Here is a 19,215-nt window from a genome sequence, read left to right on the forward strand (position 1 = left end):
ATTTACGTTATCTCCCCTTTCTTAACGGATTGACCCTGTCTGTTTTGATTTCCCATGAAAAAGAATGTCAATAGAATGGCTGTAAAACCTCCTGTTAACTTGCCAATGATCATTGCAAACACCATTTCTTTCTCGATACCGGCAACAAAACCAAGATGCCCGCCAAAAACGAAGGCACCACTCACCGCGAAGGCCACATTTACCACTTTTCCCCGCTCATCCATATTTTTAAAGATCATAAACATCGGGATATGATGAGCAAATGATGAAATTAGTCCTGCTATGGATGTTTCATTAACCCTAAGGAAATGACCAAGTTTTCCTAATGGTTTCTTTAAAACTCTCTGTAAAAAAGTGACCATTGGAAAAGCTCCGGCCAGAAACAGTGCAATGGTTCCGACAATTTGGAACCCCTCAGTTACAGGTGTCATGTTGGGAATCACAATAAAACCTGTCATCGTTTCTATAGCAATCGCTGTTAAGCCGGTAATCGCAATTATTTTGATAACTTCCCCAAAGATTTTAAAACCCTTTATCATTTGATTGGGGATTTTCCATAATCCCACGGCAATAAACATGGATAGAATCACTGCAGGAAACAGGTTTTTAAGAATCATCACCAGATTAAATCCACCAACAGCTCCCCCGACAAAGCATCCTACAGGGATCGTGATCATACCAATCAGAATTCCTTTAGCAAATACGGGATGATCCTCTTTTCTGATGATTCCCAGTGCAACAGGGATGGTAAAGACAATCGTCGGTCCCAGCATAGTACCTAAAAACACCCAGGAAAACAGCTCGGCATCAGGAGACAGTGACATTTCCCGGGCTAATGCGTATCCACCCATATCCAGGGCAAGAAGGGAGTTTACAAAGGAAGCAGGGTCAGCACCAATGAAGGAGTAAACAGGCTTAATGACAGGTGTTAGTACATTAGCCAGAACAGGTGCGAGCGAGATAATTCCAACCATGGCTAAGGTTAGTCTCCCCATGGCCATAAACCCTTCCGTAAACGGCTCGCCATATCCATATTTATTTCCGAGCATATGATCAATTGCACCTAATATAAGAAAACAAACTACAATAATAACAATGATGTCGTTGATACCCATATTTTCCTCTTTCCTCTTTTTTAAATCTAAAATCTATTCTATAGCCGGGATAGAAACGATGGCGGTATCGTTTGTTATTAAATCCCATACATCTGATTATGAAGGGTTTTAGGCGTTTTCTATAGTTAGTCTCGTTTGTTTTCCAGTTTGCTTATGAAATAGACTGAAATAAAGTGTTTTATAGAAGTTTGTTACATTTGTCTTGATTCTGAAATTAGCTACCGTTAATTCATGTGACAATAGATGTTTTTCAGCTTCGTTTTAAGTTCCATCGACTTTCTATTCCTTCCCACCGTTTTATACCCTCTCTCCAAATAGTTATTTCTCTATATTTTGTCAGATTTATGCAATTATTGCAATTTTAAATTTTAGTAAAAAAGCACGCCTCCAATTAGAAGCACGCTTTCAGATTCATTAGTCAATTGAACTTTTCAATTGTGCATCCTGCTCATATCGGTCAATCGCAAGTTCAATTAACCGGTCGATCAACTCGGAATAAGGAATTCCGCTAATCTCCCAAAGCTTTGGATACATACTGATTTTTGTGAAGCCAGGTAATGTATTAATTTCATTTAAGACTAAAGTACCGTCTTTCTTCATAAAGAAATCAACGCGTGCCATTCCCTCGCATTCAAGGGCCTTAAAGGCATGAACAGCTGTTTTTTTCATACATTCCATTTCTTCTTCATTTAAGTTCGCCGGTGCTTCCAGCAGAGCCCCGCTTTCATCAATATATTTCGTTTCATAGGAGTAGAATTCTCCTTGTGGCAAAATTTCTCCCGGGGTGGATGCAATGGGATCATCATTGCCGAGTACAGAGCATTCAAGCTCTCTGCCCTCGATATTTTCCTCTAAAAGTACTTTATGATCATACGCAAATGCTTCCCGAATTCCTTCTTTAAATTCTTCCTCTGTATTTACTTTGCTTACACCAACTGAAGAACCCTGATTCGCCGGTTTAATGAAAAACGGGATCCCCAGCTTTTCTTTAACTTGATCAAAATGAATACGGTCTTTTTCTCTTCTCTTTACAGTAATGGACTCTGCTACGCTTATCCCTGCATCCTTCATCAAACGTTTCGCAATATCCTTATCCATACAGACCGCAGACCCCAATACATTTGTACCTACATAAGGAATATTAGCTAAACGCAGCATTCCCTGCAGACTTCCATCCTCTCCTAAAGTACCATGTACAATCGGGAAAATAACATCCAGTTGATCCAGCTCCACATTACCGTTTGCATTAATCAGTTGATGATCTGTCTCACCTGGAATAATCGCCACATGGTCATTGGATTTATTTAATTGAATGAGCTTTGGATTTTCTTTATTAAGTAAATAGTGAGATTGGTCATTAATATGCCATTTTCCCTCTTTGTCAATGCCGAGAAGGGTCACCTCATATTTTTCCGGATCAATGGCATCCACAATGTTTTTGGCAGATTGTAAGGATACCTCATGCTCAGCGGACTTTCCGCCAAAAATAATTCCAACTCTTCTTTTGTTTGTCATGTTCTTCCCTCCATAATGAAAACACGAACTTTACATTACATCATCCTCTTAATGGACTGTAGACATATTGAACCAATTTTCCGGATGATTATAAAAAGGCAGTGTATGTTTTTGTAGTTTACTTATGTATTTTCTGGTCCTTTTGTGCTCCTTATCATTTATTTTAGCAAAAGTGCTGTAAATAAGATATGCAGGAATGGCCATCTCCTTAAGAATTTACTTCCATAAATTCATTCGATGAATATCCTGCGTTTATGAATGCATTCGTGTCATTCGGTTTATTCATTCTGTAAAATTTGAGAGTTGAAATCATAAACCACTGAATTTCATCATCCCAGTGAATCGGGACTTGCTCCCTTTCTTCATAACAATTATTCCAAATTACTGCCATTTCGACAAGTTGTTCCTCATGATCTTTAAATGCTTGGTACATTTGGTACATGCCAATCAGACAAAAATTCTGAAAAGCTTACATTTTTTATAGATTATTTCATACAATTTTGTAGAGGTGATGGTAGTGGCAAGAGTAGCATATAACCAAAAAGATATTGATTTAATAGCAAGGATGGTGAGAGCGGAAGCCGAGGGTGAAGGACGTCTGGGAATGCTTATGGTTGGGAATGTCATTGTAAATCGAGCGAAAGCTGATTGTTTGGATTTTGAAGATGTAAGGTCCATACGAGAGGTAATTTTTCAGGTTCAAGGCGGAAATTTTGCTTTTGAAGCGGTACAAAAAGGGAATTTGTTTTATAGACCTGCCAGAGAATTAGAAAGAAGATTAGCTCGTCAAGTTGTGAAATATTGGAGACAGCATCCTTCTAAGTTTGCTCTTTGGTATTTTAATCCGTATGGTGAATGTCCTCCTTCATGGTACGGCCAACCGCATACAGGACAGTATAAACAACATTGTTATTATGAACCAGTAGCTAATACATGCGAAAGTGCTTATAGATATTAATAAGATATTAATAACATCCCCCGCATTATGTGGGGGATGTTATTAGGAAATAATTTTTTGGGCCATATCCATAACTGGAATCTATATGTTAAGCAAAGCTATGATTCCTTTCTAAGAATTTCTCTGTTTAATTCAGCAACGGAAGTTTTGCCTGATAAAGCCATACTCAGATCAAAGTCGGCAATTAGATTCCTGAGGACCTGTTTAACACCGTCCTCTCCTGCCAAAGCCAACCCATACATATAGGGCCTTCCGATTAAAACAGCTCTTGCGCCGATGGCTAAAGCCTTTATAATATCTGAGCCTCTTCGTATTCCACTATCCATAAGTACAGGGATACGATGTTCAACAGCATCGACAATTTCCGGTAATGCATCAATAGCGGGCACGGCTCCATCTACCTGTCTTCCTCCATGATTGCTTACAATAATTCCGTCTACCCCATGCTGGACAGCAAGCCTTGCATCTTCAGGGTGTAAAATCCCTTTTAACACAATTGGAAGTGAAGTCTGGGCTTTGATAAAGTCCAAATCTCCCCAGGTCAAAGAAGGGTTACCGAAAATTTGTGACCATAACAGAATAGCTGATGTCATATCCTCTTCCGGAGATTGATCTAAACGTGATAAAAAGACGGGATCATTTAAATAATTACCGATTCCCTCTGCCTGAAGAAATGGTAAGTAAGCGTGATCAATGTCCTTCTCTCTCCAGCCCATCATAGGCGTATCCAGGGTAATCACAATGGCACTGTATCCCGCTTTTTCCGCACGCTTAACCATACTGGCGGCAATTTCACGATCACTGCTCCAATAGAGTTGAAACCAACGTTCCTTATCCTCCATAACCTCAGATGTTTTTTCCAGATTATATGTAGAAGCTGTACTTGCAACAAACGGAACATTCATAGCTGCTGCAGCACGGGCGCTGGCCAGTTCACCTTCTGGATGTATAATCGATTGAACACCCACTGGAGCACACAAAATGGGAAATGATAGTTTTCTTCCAAATAATTCAGTACTCAGATCTCTATTTGATGTATCACGGAGCATTCTTGGGATGATGTTCCACTTTTCAAATGCCTGTTTATTTTTCCTCTTTGTCATCTCTGCTCCTGCAGACGCTGCCACATAATCATAGGGCTTTGCATCTAAATGTTCCTTCGCTTTTTGCTCCAGCTTTTCAAATGATGGAGGGATTATATTCTTTTCAACCCCCTGGTAGACCATTGCTTGTACTTCATTACCAAAACTCATACCCCCACCCCTTTAGAAAACGGTTTCATTTATTTCACATTTTACACCAGAGGGAAGCGATTGGTCAAATAATTATCAGAATTGTTCAAAAAATAATAGGGTTAAAATATAGTTTAAGGGGTCGACTAAGTCAACCCCTTACAAATTTGATTATTCTCTATCTTTATGGTGATTTAAATAGTCATTCATTGACGTTTCTAACCTTTTATAATATAGTGTATAGCTAAACCAGAAAATCGCATATACACAAATGAAAGTTATGAAACTAAGTATTAAAGGCAGGAGCTCTAATGGCACCCATCCAATTGCTAAGCCAACAGAATAATAGGTAATAATAGAAAGTGTAAGATGAATAATGGTTTTCTTTAAAGGACTCCACTTTTGTATTTCAAAAATACGAGATGCTAATCCAAAATAAATACCAATAAATATACTTCCCAGCATGTTCACCCAAATTACAGACACACTTGCAGGAACATTAAATATCATTAAAAAGGTAAGCGCAACAAAGGTATAAATACCTGCAAAGCCGATTCCAACCATACTCTTCTAATTTAGGCCTTGCCAGTTCAAGCTGATCGGGAAAAATAGAATGATCGCAGAAATAATCAATCAATCTTTTTAAGGTTGTTAATGGATCACTCGTCAATACGATAAACCCATCATTTTTTGTTTGTACGCTTCCAAATGAATCCAGTGTATTCTTCGTGATATTTCCTTTTACATAAACAGAGGTTTTAGAATATTTTTGTAAAAGTTGAGATAAGCTTCCTTTTTCGATAATGGTCCCTTTATCGATCAATGCAATATCATCACAAAGTCGCTCGACTTCATCCATATTGTGGCTGGTATAAATGATGGTACGTCCTTGTTTTTTTTAGTTGATCGATCGGGTTGAAAATATGGTGTCTGGATTGAGGATCAATTCCTACAGTTGGTTCGTCCATGATCACAATATGGGGGTTATGCATACGCGCACAACCTATATTTAAGCGTCTTTTCATCCCACCGGAAAAAATCGATACTTTTTCTTTTCCATAGTCCGTTAACCCAATGTCTCTTAATACTTCCTGAGCTCGTTCATGAAGTTCCCGTCCTTTTAACCCATATAGTTGACCATAGAATTGCAAATTTACCAGAGCAGGCAATTTTTCTTCAAGACAGATTTCCTGAGGCACGTAGCCTGTAATACTTTTTCTCAGTGAATGGTTACCGGTGCGGTCAGAGGAGATGATTTCCCCATCATACTCTTGGATAACATTGGCAATAATTTTCATTAAGGTAGATTTCCCAGCCCCATTAGGACCAACGATACCGAAACACTTCCCCTTGTCAAAAGTTAAACTAACACTGTTTAATGCCCTGGAATTTTTATATTGCTTTGAAACCTCCTGAACAGATAACATTTAAAGCACCACCTTTTAAAACGGATTAACTTCATTGTAGGAACATTCCCAAAATAATGGTTTTAAAGAACATAACATGTGATTATATTGGAGTCAGATGCTAATTTTGTTGTGTAAGATTTTGCCGTTATCGTTTATTTTTTATCCCGGTTCGTCTTCAATAATGTAATCTTTTAAGAAAATAAAAAAGCAGCCCATTAAAAATTTATAAAACGGACTGCTTACACTATTTTAGACCTGAAATTCCATGGTTATGAAAGCCGGTAAAGAAGATGAAATCATTCGGTATATAATGTTAGATTTTCAACATTTTCCAACCACTTTTTATGGTTCGTACCATCACGATCTGCTACCCATACATTTTTATCTGTATCAGTCAGGGACTTTCCTCTGAACCAAACAAACATTTGTTTGGAATCCAAGTACATTGGTTTATAATCTCCCAAATTCTCTGGTGGCTCTGTGATTGTTTCCTGTTGTTTGTTTGTTATATTTATGCGATGCAGCTTTGGCAATGGGTGTCTGCCGGGTTCATTTGACCATTCCCTCTCCTCCACTCGGGATGTCACCAGCGATTCGTTATCGATCCAGGAGAAATCGAGTTCGGCATAATCGTCCGGAGTAAATGTTTGGTTCACAGGCATTTCTTTAACCTTCAAGTCTTTATCCTTAAATCCTAATACAATTCTGCCTCCACCTGCAATATAGGCAAGTCGGTCTTTATCGGGAGCCCACTTCGGTTTTCCGACACCCAGAATGACCTCATCAAGCACCTTAAAAGTAGAGCCATCATTTGTCATGACGCTCACCATATTGCTGTCCATGGACCAGGAGGCGGTTGGTGAAATGATAAAGGAAGTCCATTTTCCACTCGGGGAAAAAGAAAAGTGACCAGCACCAATGGATAAAATAGAGGTCTCCCCTTTTTCGACTTCTTTCGGAATCTTAAGAAGTCGCTGGACATTCTTATGCAGTTTGACATCACTTAAAGGCGCGGTTATGGTTTTTCTATAAAGAATTGGACTTGTCCACCCATCAGGTAGCAAATCAGCCTGAGAGGACAAAAGAAAGCCACTCCCATCAGGCACCCACTGATAGCTGTTTACACCAAGCTCAACATTATAGAATCTATCCAAATCAGATATGTTTAGAACTTCATCGCTTTGAAAGGCCACGAGATTTTTTTCCGGAGACCATTTTGGATTACGTCCATTATAGAAGATTTTTTTCTTCTCCCCTGTTTGAACATGATAGACCCATATTTCCGTTTGTGCCTTTTTATAATCTCCTGGTTCAACTTCTACGTTTTTCTGATAGAGCAGCCATTGACCATCATGAGACCATTGTGGTGCAAACACATCCCCTTCTTTCGTTATTTGTATTTCTTCCTGGTTCTCATATATCCATAAGTCTCCATCACGAATAAAAGCGGCCTTCATATCCTTAAGGGCTGTTTGCTCAACAGCAAGAACAGGTGCTGAATTAAAAAATAGAAAGACAGCTGTCAGCAAAAAGATACGTACAGACAAAAAATCACCACCAATGTCGATACTCCCTATCAGTATGTATCATTGGTGGTATGTTTAACCTTCCTCTATCGTACTTTTATAAATATAAAGCGCCGTAAACCAACGCTCCTAAAATCACAAAAGCAGGATGAACCTTAACTTTTTCCAGTAAAACCAGACTGACAATGGCTAAAAAAAGTGTATGCCAGACGCCGGAACCTTCATAAGCTGTTTGAAAAAAATCAAAGGCCATAACCCCAAGAAGAATGGCAATCGTCGGTAAAATCAAGGCTGTCAGTCTTTTAACACGCGGGGAATCCTTAAATTTTAATAAAACCTTTAGTAAGGTAATCATTAAAATAAGAGATGGGGCAACGATGGCGAATACCCCAACAAGTGCTCCTAAAATTCCTCCCTGTTCAAACCCAATGAATCCGGCCATTTTTGTGGCTATAGGACCAGGCAATGCATTCGCCATGGCCAGCATCTCACTGAAATCATTGACTGTCATCCAGCCAAACCGATCGACCACTTCATTTTCCACCAGAGGTATGGAGGCTGGACCACCTCCATAACCGAGGATACCCGGAATGAAAAAGGCAATAAATATTTCCCAATAAATCATCTATGATTTTCCTTTCTCTCGTGTACCATTTTCAGCAGTGGTGTTTTTAACCACATGTTCCTCTTTACCTGACTGATCATCAGGAACAGGCTTAATCAGTGCATAAAGCAGGATTGCAGCAATTAATACAGCCGGATGTACACTGAACCATTCGATTAAAAGTAAGGATGCAGCTAACAAAACAATCGTAATCAGCCAGCCATTCGCTTTGTGAGATTTTTTTACAAAACCATACGTTAATAGAGCAAGCATTACTCCGACCACAGGAACAACAGCCTCTGTCATGCCATTTACCCAACCTAAATTACTAAACGAACTTAAGAAGGTTAATAAAATAATGATTAGTACTATAGTCGGGATGATGGTAGCCAATACCGCATTAATCATCCCAGGAATTCCGGATACTCTGTGACCAATATAACCGGCCATTTTAGTTGCAATTGGTCCAGGAAGTGAATTTCCCAATGCAAGAATATTACCAAATTCTTCATCGTCCAGCCACTTATACTTTTCAACCACCTCTTTTTGTACAAGAGGGATCGAGGATGGGCCTCCCCCGTAGCCGAAAATTCCTACTCGGAAAAAGGCTAAGAAAAGGTGCCAATGTGTCATATCTATAACCTCCGCAGGGAACTTGTCTGTCCAAATATATTATATTAGTAAGAAGATATTGCGCCATCTGTTCTTGATTCTGTTCCTCCATATAACGTACCTGTCTCGTGATCCCGCCAAATGATTTGTCCTCGCCCGAACTCACCTTTTTCTAATTCAGTTTGTATATCATGCCCTTTTCTAACCAAGCCCTCAGCAATGTAAGAAGGGAATGTTGATTCTACAGCAATTTCCTTACCTTTCCGCCACTGCCACCTGGGCGCATCAAGGGCCGCCTGTGGGTTAAGCTTAAAATCAATCATATTCACTAAGACCTGGACATGACCTTGGGGCTGCATAAAACCACCCATGACTCCAAATGGACCTATAGGTATATTATTTTTCGTTAAAAAGCCTGGTATAATGGTATGGTACGTGCGTTTTCCTCCCTTTAAGGCATTGTCATGGGAAGGATTAAGAGAAAAATTATGTCCCCGATTTTGCAGAGCAATTCCCGTACCAGGTACGACCAGCCCAGAACCAAATCCCATATAGTTACTTTGGATAAAGGATATCATATTTCCGTATTGATCTGCGGTTGCTAAATAGACCGTTCCCCCTTTTGGTGGTTGACCTGGCTTTGGTGTTAAGGCTGTATCATGTATGCAGTTTCGTCTTTTTTGCGCATAGGTATCAGAGAGGAGCTGCTCTGTTGAATGTCTCATGTCCTTCTTATCTGTAATATAGGTTTGGCCATCTGTAAATGCCAGTTTCATCGCTTCCATTTGTTTATGATATGTATCTGCAGATTCCTTTTCTGAAAAAGAAAATCCCTTTAGCATATTTAATGTCATGAGTGCAACGAGCCCCTGACCGTTAGGCGGGATTTCCCAGACATCATAACCGCGATAATTTACTGATATGGGTTCTACCCATTCCGGCCGATAAGTCTCCAAATCTTTTTTCGTTAAAAATCCATCATATTGAGTCGAAAAACGGGAAATTTTCTCAGCAATCTCCCCTTCATAAAAGGACTTTGCCTTTGTTTCAGCAATAGATCTCAACGTATCTGCATGATCTGTTGATTTCCATACTTCCCCTATTTGCGGTGGCCGTCCATGAGGTGCAAATGTATGGAACCAATGTTTGAATTCATCACCATCGAGTTCTTCCTTATATTTTTGATACGCTTTTGTCCAGAAACGACCAAGTGTTGGAGATACGGGATAGCCATTTTCCGCATAATCTATCGCAGGCTTTAACAGCTCTTTAAATGGCAGCTTTCCAAATTGATCTGATAATTCCGCCCATGCGCCTGGAGCTCCCGGTACTGTGACTGGAATCCATCCATGAACAGGAATATCATCATACCCTTTGGCCCTCACTTTCTCTATGGAAATGGAGTCTGGTGATGGGCCACTTCCATTTAAACCATACAGCTTCCCTTTTGTCCATACTAATGCAAAAGCATCACTGCCAATGCCATTAGAGGTTGGTTCCACTACCGTTAACGCAGCTGCAGTGGCAATGGCCGCATCAACAGCATTTCCTCCTTGTTTTAACATATCAAGACCAGCCTGTGCGGCAAGAGGCTGGGATGTTGCGACCATACCACGATTCGCAATGGATACCATCCGCTGCGAAGAATAAGGATAATCTAAATAATCAAAGGACTGCATTTTAAATTTTCCCACCTTCATGAAATGTTATATCTATATATATTTCACGAAAAACAGCAAAAGTCCTGTTAAAAACTCTTTTAGATATAAAAACTGCCTGGTTAAATAACCAGGCAGTTATGTTAGATCTTTTCCTCAGCCAGCTCCCTCATCGTCCCGTTCTGCTTAAAATTCGTATGCCATGATAAGGCTTTTTCCAGCACATGCGGTGTCTGACCACCTCGAGACAGAGCTTCATAATAATATTCTCTTAATTGATCGCGATAGATAGGATGGGCGCAATTTTCAATAATGAGTTCAACACGTTCTCTAGGTGCTAAACCACGTAAATCGGCGTACCCTTGCTCCGTTACTAAGACATCGACATCATGTTCCGTATGATCCACATGAGAAACAAATGGCACTACACTTGAAATATCGCCACCTTTTGCGATCGACTTAGTGACGAAAATAGCTAAACGGGCATTTCTGGCAAAATCACCAGATCCCCCTATGCCGTTCATCATTTTTGTACCTGTAACATGTGTAGAGTTGACATTCCCATAAATATCAAACTCTAATGCGGTATTAATAGATATAAGGCCGAGTCGGCGGATGATCTCAGGATGGTTCGATATTTCCTGCGGTCGCATAATTAACTTATCACGGTAGTCCTCAAAGTTATCAAAGACTTTTTTCATTTTTTCTTCTGATAGCGTAATGGAACAGCATGATGCCATGTTGACTTTACCTGCATCAATGAGATCAAAAACAGCATCCTGAAGGACCTCGGAATAGACTTCTAAATTCTCAAATTCTGATTGAACCATTCCGTGCAGAACAGCATTTGCCACTGAGCCTATACCCGATTGTAAAGGAGCAAGGCTTTCTGTAAGACGTCCAGCTTTAATCTCATTTCGTAAAAAGGTCATTAAATGATCTGCCATGATTTGGGTTTGATCATCAGGTTCAACGATTGTTGATGGCGAATCCGTCTGACTGGTGAAGACAATTCCCTTTACCTTTTTAACATCGATAGGAATTCCTGCTGTACCGATTCGATCGCTTGGATCAGTTAGCGGAATAGGTGCACGTTCTCCCTGCTTTTCTAAGCTATATATATCATGAACCCCTTTTAATTTTTCGGATTGTGCAAGGTTAATTTCTATTATGATATTCCTCGCCTTTTCAGCAAAAATTTGTGAATTCCCAACCGATGTTGTAGGTATAATCATTCCATCCTCTATCGAAATCGCTTCCAAAATAGCATAATCTACAGCCTCTATTACATTCCCCCTAAGTAATTCAGCTGTATGTGAAAGATGGTGGTCGACAAAAAAGTGCTCTCCCTGATTAATTTTCTTCCGCATAGTCGGATCAGCTTGGAAAGGGAGACGTTTTTGAATGATTCCGGCTTCTGCAAACATTTTATCAATATCTGAACCCAATGATGCACCCGTGAATACATTCACTTTAAACGATTCGTTTTCCGCACGTTTAACCAGCGCAGTCGGAACCGCTTTCACATCACCGGCACGAGTAAAACCGCTCAGACCAAGTGTCATTCCATCCTGAATCCATGCAGCCGCTTCCTCTGCCGAAACAACTTTTTCTTTCAGCTGTGCATCCTTAATGCGGTCGTAGTTGTTCCCCACAATGTAACCCCCTTCATCTTAACTTTAAGAATATTTTAACTTATGAAAGGGCTTTAACTGGAGATTATGAAGACAAACAGAAAAATCGTGTGTGAAAACCTGAAAAGATGATGTAAAACAGAATAATCAGAATCCCAGCAGCTTTCTGAAATAACTGGAATAAGATTGACTGACGGGAATAGTTGCACCATTTTTCATTTCCAGCACAAATGTAGAGTGCGTGTCGGGAAAAATCTCACGAATATGATGGACATTTACTATAAAAGAACGATGACAGCGAATGAAAATTTCCCTCGGAAGAATGTATTCGAATTCCTGTAATGCTTTATTATGGGTTCCGGCAAATTCGTCTGAATAGACATAAGTTTTGCGGTCTCGCACCTCTACGAACATAACATCATGGAAAGGTATGGGCTTCCATCCATCCTGACTTTTTACGGTAATGACAGATTTTCCTTCTGTCAGTGCCGGATAGATGGCGGTTACACAGCCTTCAATCTGGTCATTGTCGAAATATGGAACAGCCATACCGTGATAGGGAATCCCAAAAACATTCCGGTCGATAAACTCTGAAACCTTTTGCCCCGATTGAAAAGCTTTATCTGCAATGGTCCCCTGTTTAATCGGGTCCCCTGGCTTTATTTTTAAATCGATTCGTTTACTGGGACGATAATAAATATATTCTCTTGTATTGGATATCGCAATAGATACTTCATCGGAAAAAAGCTCTCCAAACACATCTAATAGTGAATCCATTGTCAGCTTCTCCATAAATGCTCCTCCCCAAAAGATGATTAAACGAAAGAATTTGTCGAATTCATTTCTTTTTCAATTATAACGTAAAATACAGAGATTTTGGGGAACTTTAACCAATAAGGACTACGCTAAAAGGAGTCGATAAAGAATGCGATATAACGAAGAAATTCCTCATGAGGAGGGGATGGACCACAGTATTGCTTTACTTCAGGAAGGCTATCTGTTCATAAAGAATCGTGCCGACCAATTTAAAACAGATCTATTTGAAACGAGAGTGCTTGGAAAAAAAGTAGTCTGTATGACTGGTCCGGAAGCGGCAAAGATCTTTTATGATCTAGACCGTTTCCAGCGTAAGTGGGCAGCTCCTTACCGTATACAACAATCCCTGTTCGGAGTAGGGGCAATACAGGGAATGGATGGACAAGCCCACCATCAACGCAAGCAGCAGTTTCTATCTCTTATGGATAAACGTAATCAAGAACGGTTAGCCGAAATGGTTACAAATGAACTCAAACACTCCATTCCCCAATGGGAGAAAGAGGAACAAGTTCGTTTCTTTAAGGAAATAAAGAACGTTCTATGCTGGGTAGCCTGTCAATGGGCGGGTGTTCCTGTTAAAGAGGAAGATATCCCTGACCTTGCTGATGATTTAATATCCATGGTTTATGCTTTCGGCAGAGTGGGTCCTGAGCATTGGAAGGGAAGAACGGCCAGAAATCGAACAGAAGGCTGGATGGAAAATATCATCGAGGATGTACGTTCCGGAAACATACCTGCAGATGAATCGTCTGCTTTATATGTAATGGCATTTCTTAAGGATGAGAAAGGTCAGCATTTGCCTGCAAAAAAAGCAGCCATTGAACTTATAAATGTACTTAGACCCATCGTTGCGATTTCAACCTATATTACATTTGCGGCTGTAGCCCTGCATGAACATCCAAAGACTAAGGAGCCGCTAAAAGAACACAATAGCAGAAATCTTGAAATGTTCGTAAATGAAGTCCGGCGCTTTTATCCTTTTGGCCCTTTTCTCGGCGCAAGGGTGAAAGAGGACTTTACCTGGAATAATTATACTTTTAAAAGAGGTACACTAGTTTTATTAGATATTTATGGGATGCATCATGATGAAAGGTTTTGGGAAACTCCTAATCAATTTGACCCGAATAACTTTAAAAACCAGGACAGGAATGACTACTCATTTATTCCTCAAGGAGGCAGTGATCCTGGAAAGGGACACCGTTGTCCGGGAGAAGGAATTACTGTGGAAGTGATGAAAGCAACGGTGGACTTTTTAGTAAATAAAATGGACTATGATGTTCCTGCTCAGGATTTCAATTATTCATTAGATGAGATGCCGACTTTACCTAAAAGCGGCTTCCTCATGACTAATGTAAAAAGGATATAAAATGAATGGCTGGCTTATCAAAAGATGCCAGCCATTCTGAACTATCGAAACTCACTCATTACCCATTTTCCTATATCATGAAAGCCTAACCGTTTATAGATCTTTCCTGCTTCAGGATTATCATAAAAGAGGCACAGATGTTTTCCTTCACTCAACAGCTCTTTGCATAATGCTGTCATACACGCACTGGCATACCCTCTTTTTTTATACTCCTCCAATGTACAGACGCCTATAATCATTGCTGAAAGACTGTTTTCAGCGGTGGTCATTGCCGAAGATACCATTTTTTCTCTATCTTCAATATAAAAGGTACGTGATACACCTTCCTCCATATTTTTCCGAATACTTTCCCCCTCAGGATCACGATTCGTAAAATCTGCAATATTCCGGTGAAGCTCAACAATACGTGGAATATCCGGGATTTCAGACTTTTTCACTTGAACATCGGGAATTTGTATATCATTTAAGGACTCACATTTTGCATAGTAGGTTTCTCTTACTTTTTCAGGTTTATGGGTTAAGTGGGAGAGAACCTGGTGAACAATGGTTGATATACCTGAGACCATCTTTTCCTCTCGTTTATCCTGATCTATAATAGCCGCGATTCCTTGTCTGTCAAAAGAATCCGGAGCATAGATAATGTAATTTTGGCGATAACGTAATAATACAGCACGAAAATATCCCTGTTCGTCAAAATCACCCCAGACGTCCTGGAAATCTTCCTCAACACCATAGGCCTCCAAATCGCCAATCAGAAACAGGTTTTCTGCCGGGCTTTTTTTAATAAATTCCATACAAGCATGAAGATCTGCTTTTGACAGTTCCCGAATCATGTAATCCCCTCCCCTATAAAATTTTGAAATTGTGTATATATTACCAGAATTCATATATTTTACAAGAAGAAATTTATATTTTCTGTTTTTGGAGTATAAGTAGAAGAATTCTACAAAAAATAAATGAAAAAAATTACCTTAATGAGGGAAGAATAATGAAGGAACTAATTATTGCTATCAATTTTTCACTCCTGCTTTTCATTGCGTCGATAAGTACGAAGAAAACATTAAATGTACTGGAAAACAGTTTTATGTATTTAGTCCTTGTATTTTTTGTGACAGGATATACAGCCGTTTATTATATTAATTTAAAGCTCTGGTCAGTTGCTGATGATCCCCAATTGTTTCTGATTTTGCGGTTATATGAATTGATAATGATTCCGTTATTATGTTTATGGTACTTTAACCTGGTAGAAGTTTGTAAAACCTGGCTATCGAGGATTGTGTTAACGATTTTAATGACAGGCATTCTGGGAATTGTCCAATTGATAATGACTTATTGGGAGGTCATACAGTATAAAAACTGGCAATTCTGGCAGTCAATTGTGACGTTTGTCGTCCTGTTAATAGTCGTGCGCTTGCTGCATGTATGGTTTCAATCAAAACTGCAAAAGGAAGGAATCAAATGACTTTACCAGAACATTTCGATCACAATGAATGGTTTGTACTTACAGGAGTTATCCTGTCTTATTTGCTGGTCTTTTTATTGCCCAGGCGTTTTCCCTTAAGTGTTATTTTGCTGGTTATGCTATGTGCCATTGTCTTTGCACGTGTTCTCGACCATATGATGGCCTCGCCTTCCCTTGATTTATATGACATTATGGATAAGGGCAACTATGAGTTGTTTGATTTAGTGCTCTATTCCTTTTACGCTCCCTTTGCCTACTTATATATCTACTTATTTGATAAGTTTAATGTAAAAGGAATTTGGACGGGGCTGTATATCCTTGTATGGTCTCTAATCGCAATTGGTTTCGAGAGGGTTAATGTGTATTTTGGTGTATTTAATTACCATGGGTGGAAGGGAGCGTATTCTTTTCCTGTATATTTGGCTGTTCAGAGTTTTACATTGCTGTTTTTCTTATATATTCAGCATCATTATAACCATCTGAAATCAACACAGGATGAACCCTAATCGATTCCGTTTGGTGAAATTACCTGAAAAAGTATATTTGTTTTAGTAAGATAATATGGTAAAAACAAAGGGCTCTGCTCATGCAGGGCCACTTTGTTTTACATACCTAATTCGTTTGTTCTATTAATTCCAGGTGATAATCCCCAACCTCACCTTCATGATATAAATTGGTGATAGATGTTGAGTACGTGGAAATCGAAGCCTGAAATTGCAGATTTTCGTCTGGGATTTTTACCGTAAAGTCATTTTCATAAAGCTTAGTTGTTACCTGATGATAATCATCACTCGTTACTTTGAAATCAAAAATAACTTTGCGAAGCCGTTTATCTTCTTTAAGAATCCATTCATGCTGTAAATATTCAGCCTGTATTCTTAAATCATCAAGTATAATTTCCGGCATAATTCTTCACTCCTATCTTATTAGTAAATTATAAGTTGTTTAATAATACATCACAAACAAAAGACTGACCCGAAAGTAAATCGGGTCAGTCTCTGTTTTATTGCACAACAATTTCATGATCTATTACTGTGACAGTAAGCTGGTCAGATTCTTCCTCTTCAAGTAACACGTCAGCTATTTTATCCTCTAATTGTTCCTGAATGACTCGGCGTAATGGACGGGCACCAAAGGCTGGATGGTAGCCAAGCTCAATTAGTTTTTCTTTGGCCGCCTGATCAATCTCTATATTGATATGCTGTTCCTCAAGCTGATTTCTCACATCTGTCAGCATTAAATCAAGAATATCTAAAAGATGATCCTTTTCTAATTGGTTAAACTCTACGATTGAGTCGAAACGGTTAAGGAATTCAGGTTTAAAGTAAGAACCAAGAGATTCGAGAATATGACTTTCCTTTTCCATATCTTCGCCTACTGTATTAAAGCCAACGGTAACCTTTTTATCCGTTACACCCGCATTACTGGTCATAATTAATACAGTATCCTTAAAGTTTACGGTTCTTCCCTGACTATCTGTCAGACGACCGTCCTCCATAATTTGCAGGAACATATGCTGCACATCTGGATGAGCCTTTTCAATTTCATCAAGCAGAATAATACTATATGGGTTGCGACGAACTTGCTCTGTTAATTGTCCGGCTTCATCATGGCCAACATATCCAGGAGGTGAACCGATAAGTTTTGAAACCGAGTGTTTCTCCATATATTCACTCATGTCCAGTCGAATCATTGAATCTTTAGATCCAAAGATTTCTTCAGCCAGAGATTTTGAAAGTTCCGTTTTACCAACCCCTGTTGGACCAACAAACAGGAAAGAACCAATAGGACGATACTGGGATTTCAATCCTGCACGACTACGGCGAATAGCTTTGGCCACTTTTTGTACAGCCTCATCCTGACCAATTACTTTTGACTGTAAATTCTCTTCAAGATGCTTCATCTTTTCTTTCTCATTTTCCTGAAGCTTACCTACCGGGATACCTGTTTTGGCTTCAATCAGACTCGTGATAAAGGCCTGATCAACAACACCAGCTTCTTCTTTTCCATCTTCAAGCTGTCTTTCCAGTTTTGCTTCCTGGTCACGTAATTTTGCAGCATCTTCATAACGTTCTTCATTTGTTGCCTGATCTTTTTGTTTACGGATAGCATTTATTCTCTTTTGAATAGCTGTTTTTTCTGTTCCTTCAGATAATAAATTCACCTTAGATCCAGCCTCATCTAACAAATCAATTGCTTTATCCGGGAGGAATCGATCCTGAATATAACGATCAGAAAGCTTCACACTGGCTTTCAACGCTTCATCGGTAAATTTAACCTGATGATAATCCTCATAACGGGATTTGAGACCATTTAATATTTCCATAGTCGCCTCAGGAGTCGGTTCCTCTACCATAACTGGCTGGAATCGTCTTTCAAGCGCTGGATCTTTTTCGATTTGCCTGTATTCTTTCAGGGTTGTTGCTCCGATTACTTGCAATTCTCCACGGGCAAGTGCAGGTTTCAGGATGTTACCTGCATCCATGGATCCTTCAGCTGAACCGGCACCAACAATCTGATGTACTTCATCAATAAACAAAATGACATTTTGCCGGGATTGCAGCTCCTGAATGATGGATTTCATTCGTTCTTCAAAGGAGCCTCGAACTCCTGTACCAGCAGTCAGAGAGGAAACGTCCATAACATACACTTCCTTATCCAATAATTTTGAAGGTACGTCTCCTTCTGCCATTTTTAGGGCGAGTCCTTCTGCAATCGCTGTTTTACCTACACCAGCTTCACCGATAAGAACAGGATTATTCTTGTTACGTCTATTTAATATTTCAATCACACGTTCGACTTCTTTGTCTCGTCCAATTACCGGATCAATGTTCCCATTTCTGGCCTGATCGGTCACATTACGGCCAAATTGATCAAGAACGCCATTTCCACCAGTACTCTGTGTTTGTGTATGGGTTGGCTGTTTCATACCAAAGGCCGCCCCATTCTCCTGACCTATTCCCTTGAATAGATCATCAAATGGGAATCCCATTCCTCCACCAAAGTCGGATGGAATATTGTGTTTCGCTTTTTCCTGTTCAAAACATGATGTACACATTTTAATATTTTTCTTTTCATTATTCATTTGGGTATAAACATTAATTTTTGCCTCATTTTGCTGACATATATCACAAAGCATCCATAAAACCTCCTTTTGAGATTTTTATTCTTTGACCTTTTTTGACCTTACACTTTTATTATAGTTTGACCTTCTTTGACTTTCAAGATATTTGTTTATGGAAATTTCTGTAGACTAAACGATTGGATATGAAAAATCAAGCAGCTTTTAATAAACTGATTTTTTAGAA

The 19,215-nt window shown here is 39.4% G+C and carries 20 protein-coding genes; 4 read left to right on the forward strand and 16 right to left on the reverse strand.

Going from position 1 to position 19,215, the window contains the following annotated elements; genetic code table 11:
* Positions 1-2: 2 nt before the first annotated feature.
* The 3 genes from eutH to ACZ5OK_RS09260 form a co-directional block, all read right to left on the reverse strand.
* Positions 3-1,115, reverse strand: a complete 1,113-nt coding sequence (eutH, locus tag ACZ5OK_RS09250) for an ethanolamine utilization protein EutH (protein WP_343836190.1) — start codon at positions 1,113-1,115, stop codon at positions 3-5.
* A 414-nt stretch (positions 1,116-1,529) separates the two neighbouring features.
* A complete protein-coding gene (gene ddlA, locus ACZ5OK_RS09255; RefSeq protein ID WP_343836192.1) occupies positions 1,530-2,630 on the reverse strand; it encodes a D-alanine--D-alanine ligase in 1,101 nt (366 codons plus the stop codon).
* A 208-nt stretch (positions 2,631-2,838) separates the two neighbouring features.
* Positions 2,839-3,063 (reverse strand): hypothetical protein, encoded by a 225-nt coding sequence (locus ACZ5OK_RS09260; RefSeq protein ID WP_464758741.1) that lies wholly within the window; start codon positions 3,061-3,063, stop codon positions 2,839-2,841.
* A gap of 84 nt (positions 3,064-3,147) precedes the next feature.
* Here ACZ5OK_RS09260 and ACZ5OK_RS09265 point away from each other — a divergent pair, with 84 nt between their 5' ends.
* Positions 3,148-3,588 carry a cell wall hydrolase gene (locus ACZ5OK_RS09265; protein WP_425542158.1) on the forward strand — a complete coding sequence of 147 codons (441 nt, stop codon included), beginning with the start codon at positions 3,148-3,150 and terminating at the stop codon, positions 3,586-3,588.
* A 98-nt stretch (positions 3,589-3,686) separates the two neighbouring features.
* Here the strand turns inward: ACZ5OK_RS09265 and ACZ5OK_RS09270 are convergent, their stop codons facing one another.
* The 10 genes from ACZ5OK_RS09270 to ACZ5OK_RS09315 all read right to left on the reverse strand — a co-directional run bounded on the left by ACZ5OK_RS09270 (position 3,687) and on the right by ACZ5OK_RS09315 (position 13,055).
* Positions 3,687-4,841 (reverse strand): lactate 2-monooxygenase, encoded by a 1,155-nt coding sequence (locus ACZ5OK_RS09270; RefSeq protein ID WP_343836198.1) that lies wholly within the window; start codon positions 4,839-4,841, stop codon positions 3,687-3,689.
* A gap of 150 nt (positions 4,842-4,991) precedes the next feature.
* Positions 4,992-5,384 carry a DUF3021 domain-containing protein gene (locus ACZ5OK_RS09275; RefSeq protein ID WP_343836200.1) on the reverse strand — a complete coding sequence of 131 codons (393 nt, stop codon included), beginning with the start codon at positions 5,382-5,384 and terminating at the stop codon, positions 4,992-4,994.
* A complete protein-coding gene (locus ACZ5OK_RS09280) occupies positions 5,320-5,679 on the reverse strand; it encodes an ATP-binding cassette domain-containing protein (RefSeq protein ID WP_343836202.1) in 360 nt (119 codons plus the stop codon). Before ACZ5OK_RS09280 ends, ACZ5OK_RS09275 begins: the two co-directional genes overlap by 65 nt.
* A complete protein-coding gene (locus tag ACZ5OK_RS09285) occupies positions 5,672-6,247 on the reverse strand; it encodes an ABC transporter ATP-binding protein (protein ID WP_343836204.1) in 576 nt (191 codons plus the stop codon). Before ACZ5OK_RS09285 ends, ACZ5OK_RS09280 begins: the two co-directional genes overlap by 8 nt.
* 278 nt (positions 6,248-6,525) lie before the next feature.
* Positions 6,526-7,776 (reverse strand): hypothetical protein, encoded by a 1,251-nt coding sequence (locus ACZ5OK_RS09290; protein ID WP_343836208.1) that lies wholly within the window; start codon positions 7,774-7,776, stop codon positions 6,526-6,528.
* A gap of 76 nt (positions 7,777-7,852) precedes the next feature.
* On the reverse strand, positions 7,853-8,380 hold the full coding sequence (locus tag ACZ5OK_RS09295) for a chromate transporter (RefSeq protein ID WP_343836210.1): 528 nt from the start codon (positions 8,378-8,380) through the stop codon (positions 7,853-7,855).
* Positions 8,381-8,992 carry a chromate transporter gene (locus ACZ5OK_RS09300; RefSeq protein WP_343836213.1) on the reverse strand — a complete coding sequence of 204 codons (612 nt, stop codon included), beginning with the start codon at positions 8,990-8,992 and terminating at the stop codon, positions 8,381-8,383.
* 44 nt (positions 8,993-9,036) lie between these two features.
* Complete coding sequence (locus tag ACZ5OK_RS09305; RefSeq protein WP_343836215.1) at positions 9,037-10,650, reverse strand: gamma-glutamyltransferase family protein; 1,614 nt, start codon at positions 10,648-10,650, stop codon at positions 9,037-9,039.
* 122 nt (positions 10,651-10,772) lie between these two features.
* Positions 10,773-12,284, reverse strand: a complete 1,512-nt coding sequence (locus tag ACZ5OK_RS09310) for an acetyl-CoA hydrolase/transferase family protein (protein ID WP_343836218.1) — start codon at positions 12,282-12,284, stop codon at positions 10,773-10,775.
* A gap of 126 nt (positions 12,285-12,410) precedes the next feature.
* The gene (locus ACZ5OK_RS09315; protein WP_343836220.1) at positions 12,411-13,055 is read right to left on the reverse strand and encodes a LytTR family DNA-binding domain-containing protein; all 645 of its coding nucleotides are present in this window, start codon (positions 13,053-13,055) and stop codon (positions 12,411-12,413) included.
* A gap of 133 nt (positions 13,056-13,188) precedes the next feature.
* Here ACZ5OK_RS09315 and ACZ5OK_RS09320 point away from each other — a divergent pair, with 133 nt between their 5' ends.
* The gene (locus ACZ5OK_RS09320) at positions 13,189-14,445 is read left to right on the forward strand and encodes a cytochrome P450 (RefSeq protein ID WP_343836223.1); all 1,257 of its coding nucleotides are present in this window, start codon (positions 13,189-13,191) and stop codon (positions 14,443-14,445) included.
* A 41-nt stretch (positions 14,446-14,486) separates the two neighbouring features.
* Here the strand turns inward: ACZ5OK_RS09320 and ACZ5OK_RS09325 are convergent, their stop codons facing one another.
* Complete coding sequence (locus ACZ5OK_RS09325; protein WP_343836225.1) at positions 14,487-15,278, reverse strand: GNAT family N-acetyltransferase; 792 nt, start codon at positions 15,276-15,278, stop codon at positions 14,487-14,489.
* Positions 15,279-15,433: 155 nt separating this feature from the next.
* Here ACZ5OK_RS09325 and ACZ5OK_RS09330 point away from each other — a divergent pair, with 155 nt between their 5' ends.
* Together ACZ5OK_RS09330 and ACZ5OK_RS09335 are read left to right on the forward strand one after the other, a co-directional pair.
* Positions 15,434-15,907, forward strand: a complete 474-nt coding sequence (locus ACZ5OK_RS09330; RefSeq protein ID WP_343836227.1) for a hypothetical protein — start codon at positions 15,434-15,436, stop codon at positions 15,905-15,907.
* Positions 15,904-16,413: a hypothetical protein gene (locus tag ACZ5OK_RS09335; RefSeq protein ID WP_343836228.1), complete on the forward strand. Its 510-nt coding sequence runs from the start codon at positions 15,904-15,906 to the stop codon at positions 16,411-16,413. The genes ACZ5OK_RS09330 and ACZ5OK_RS09335 overlap by 4 nt, the downstream gene beginning before the upstream one ends.
* Before the next feature lie 106 nt (positions 16,414-16,519).
* On the opposite strand, the gene ACZ5OK_RS09340 is transcribed toward ACZ5OK_RS09335, so the two are convergent.
* Together ACZ5OK_RS09340 and ACZ5OK_RS09345 are read right to left on the reverse strand one after the other, a co-directional pair.
* Positions 16,520-16,813, reverse strand: coding sequence for a DUF3219 family protein (locus tag ACZ5OK_RS09340; protein WP_343836229.1), 294 nt, complete (start codon positions 16,811-16,813; stop codon positions 16,520-16,522).
* A 97-nt stretch (positions 16,814-16,910) separates the two neighbouring features.
* Entirely contained in the window at positions 16,911-19,046 is a 2,136-nt protein-coding gene (locus ACZ5OK_RS09345) for an ATP-dependent Clp protease ATP-binding subunit (protein WP_343836230.1), read from the reverse strand.
* Positions 19,047-19,215: the final 169 nt, after the last annotated feature.

The organism is Salinibacillus aidingensis (assembly GCF_055393355.1).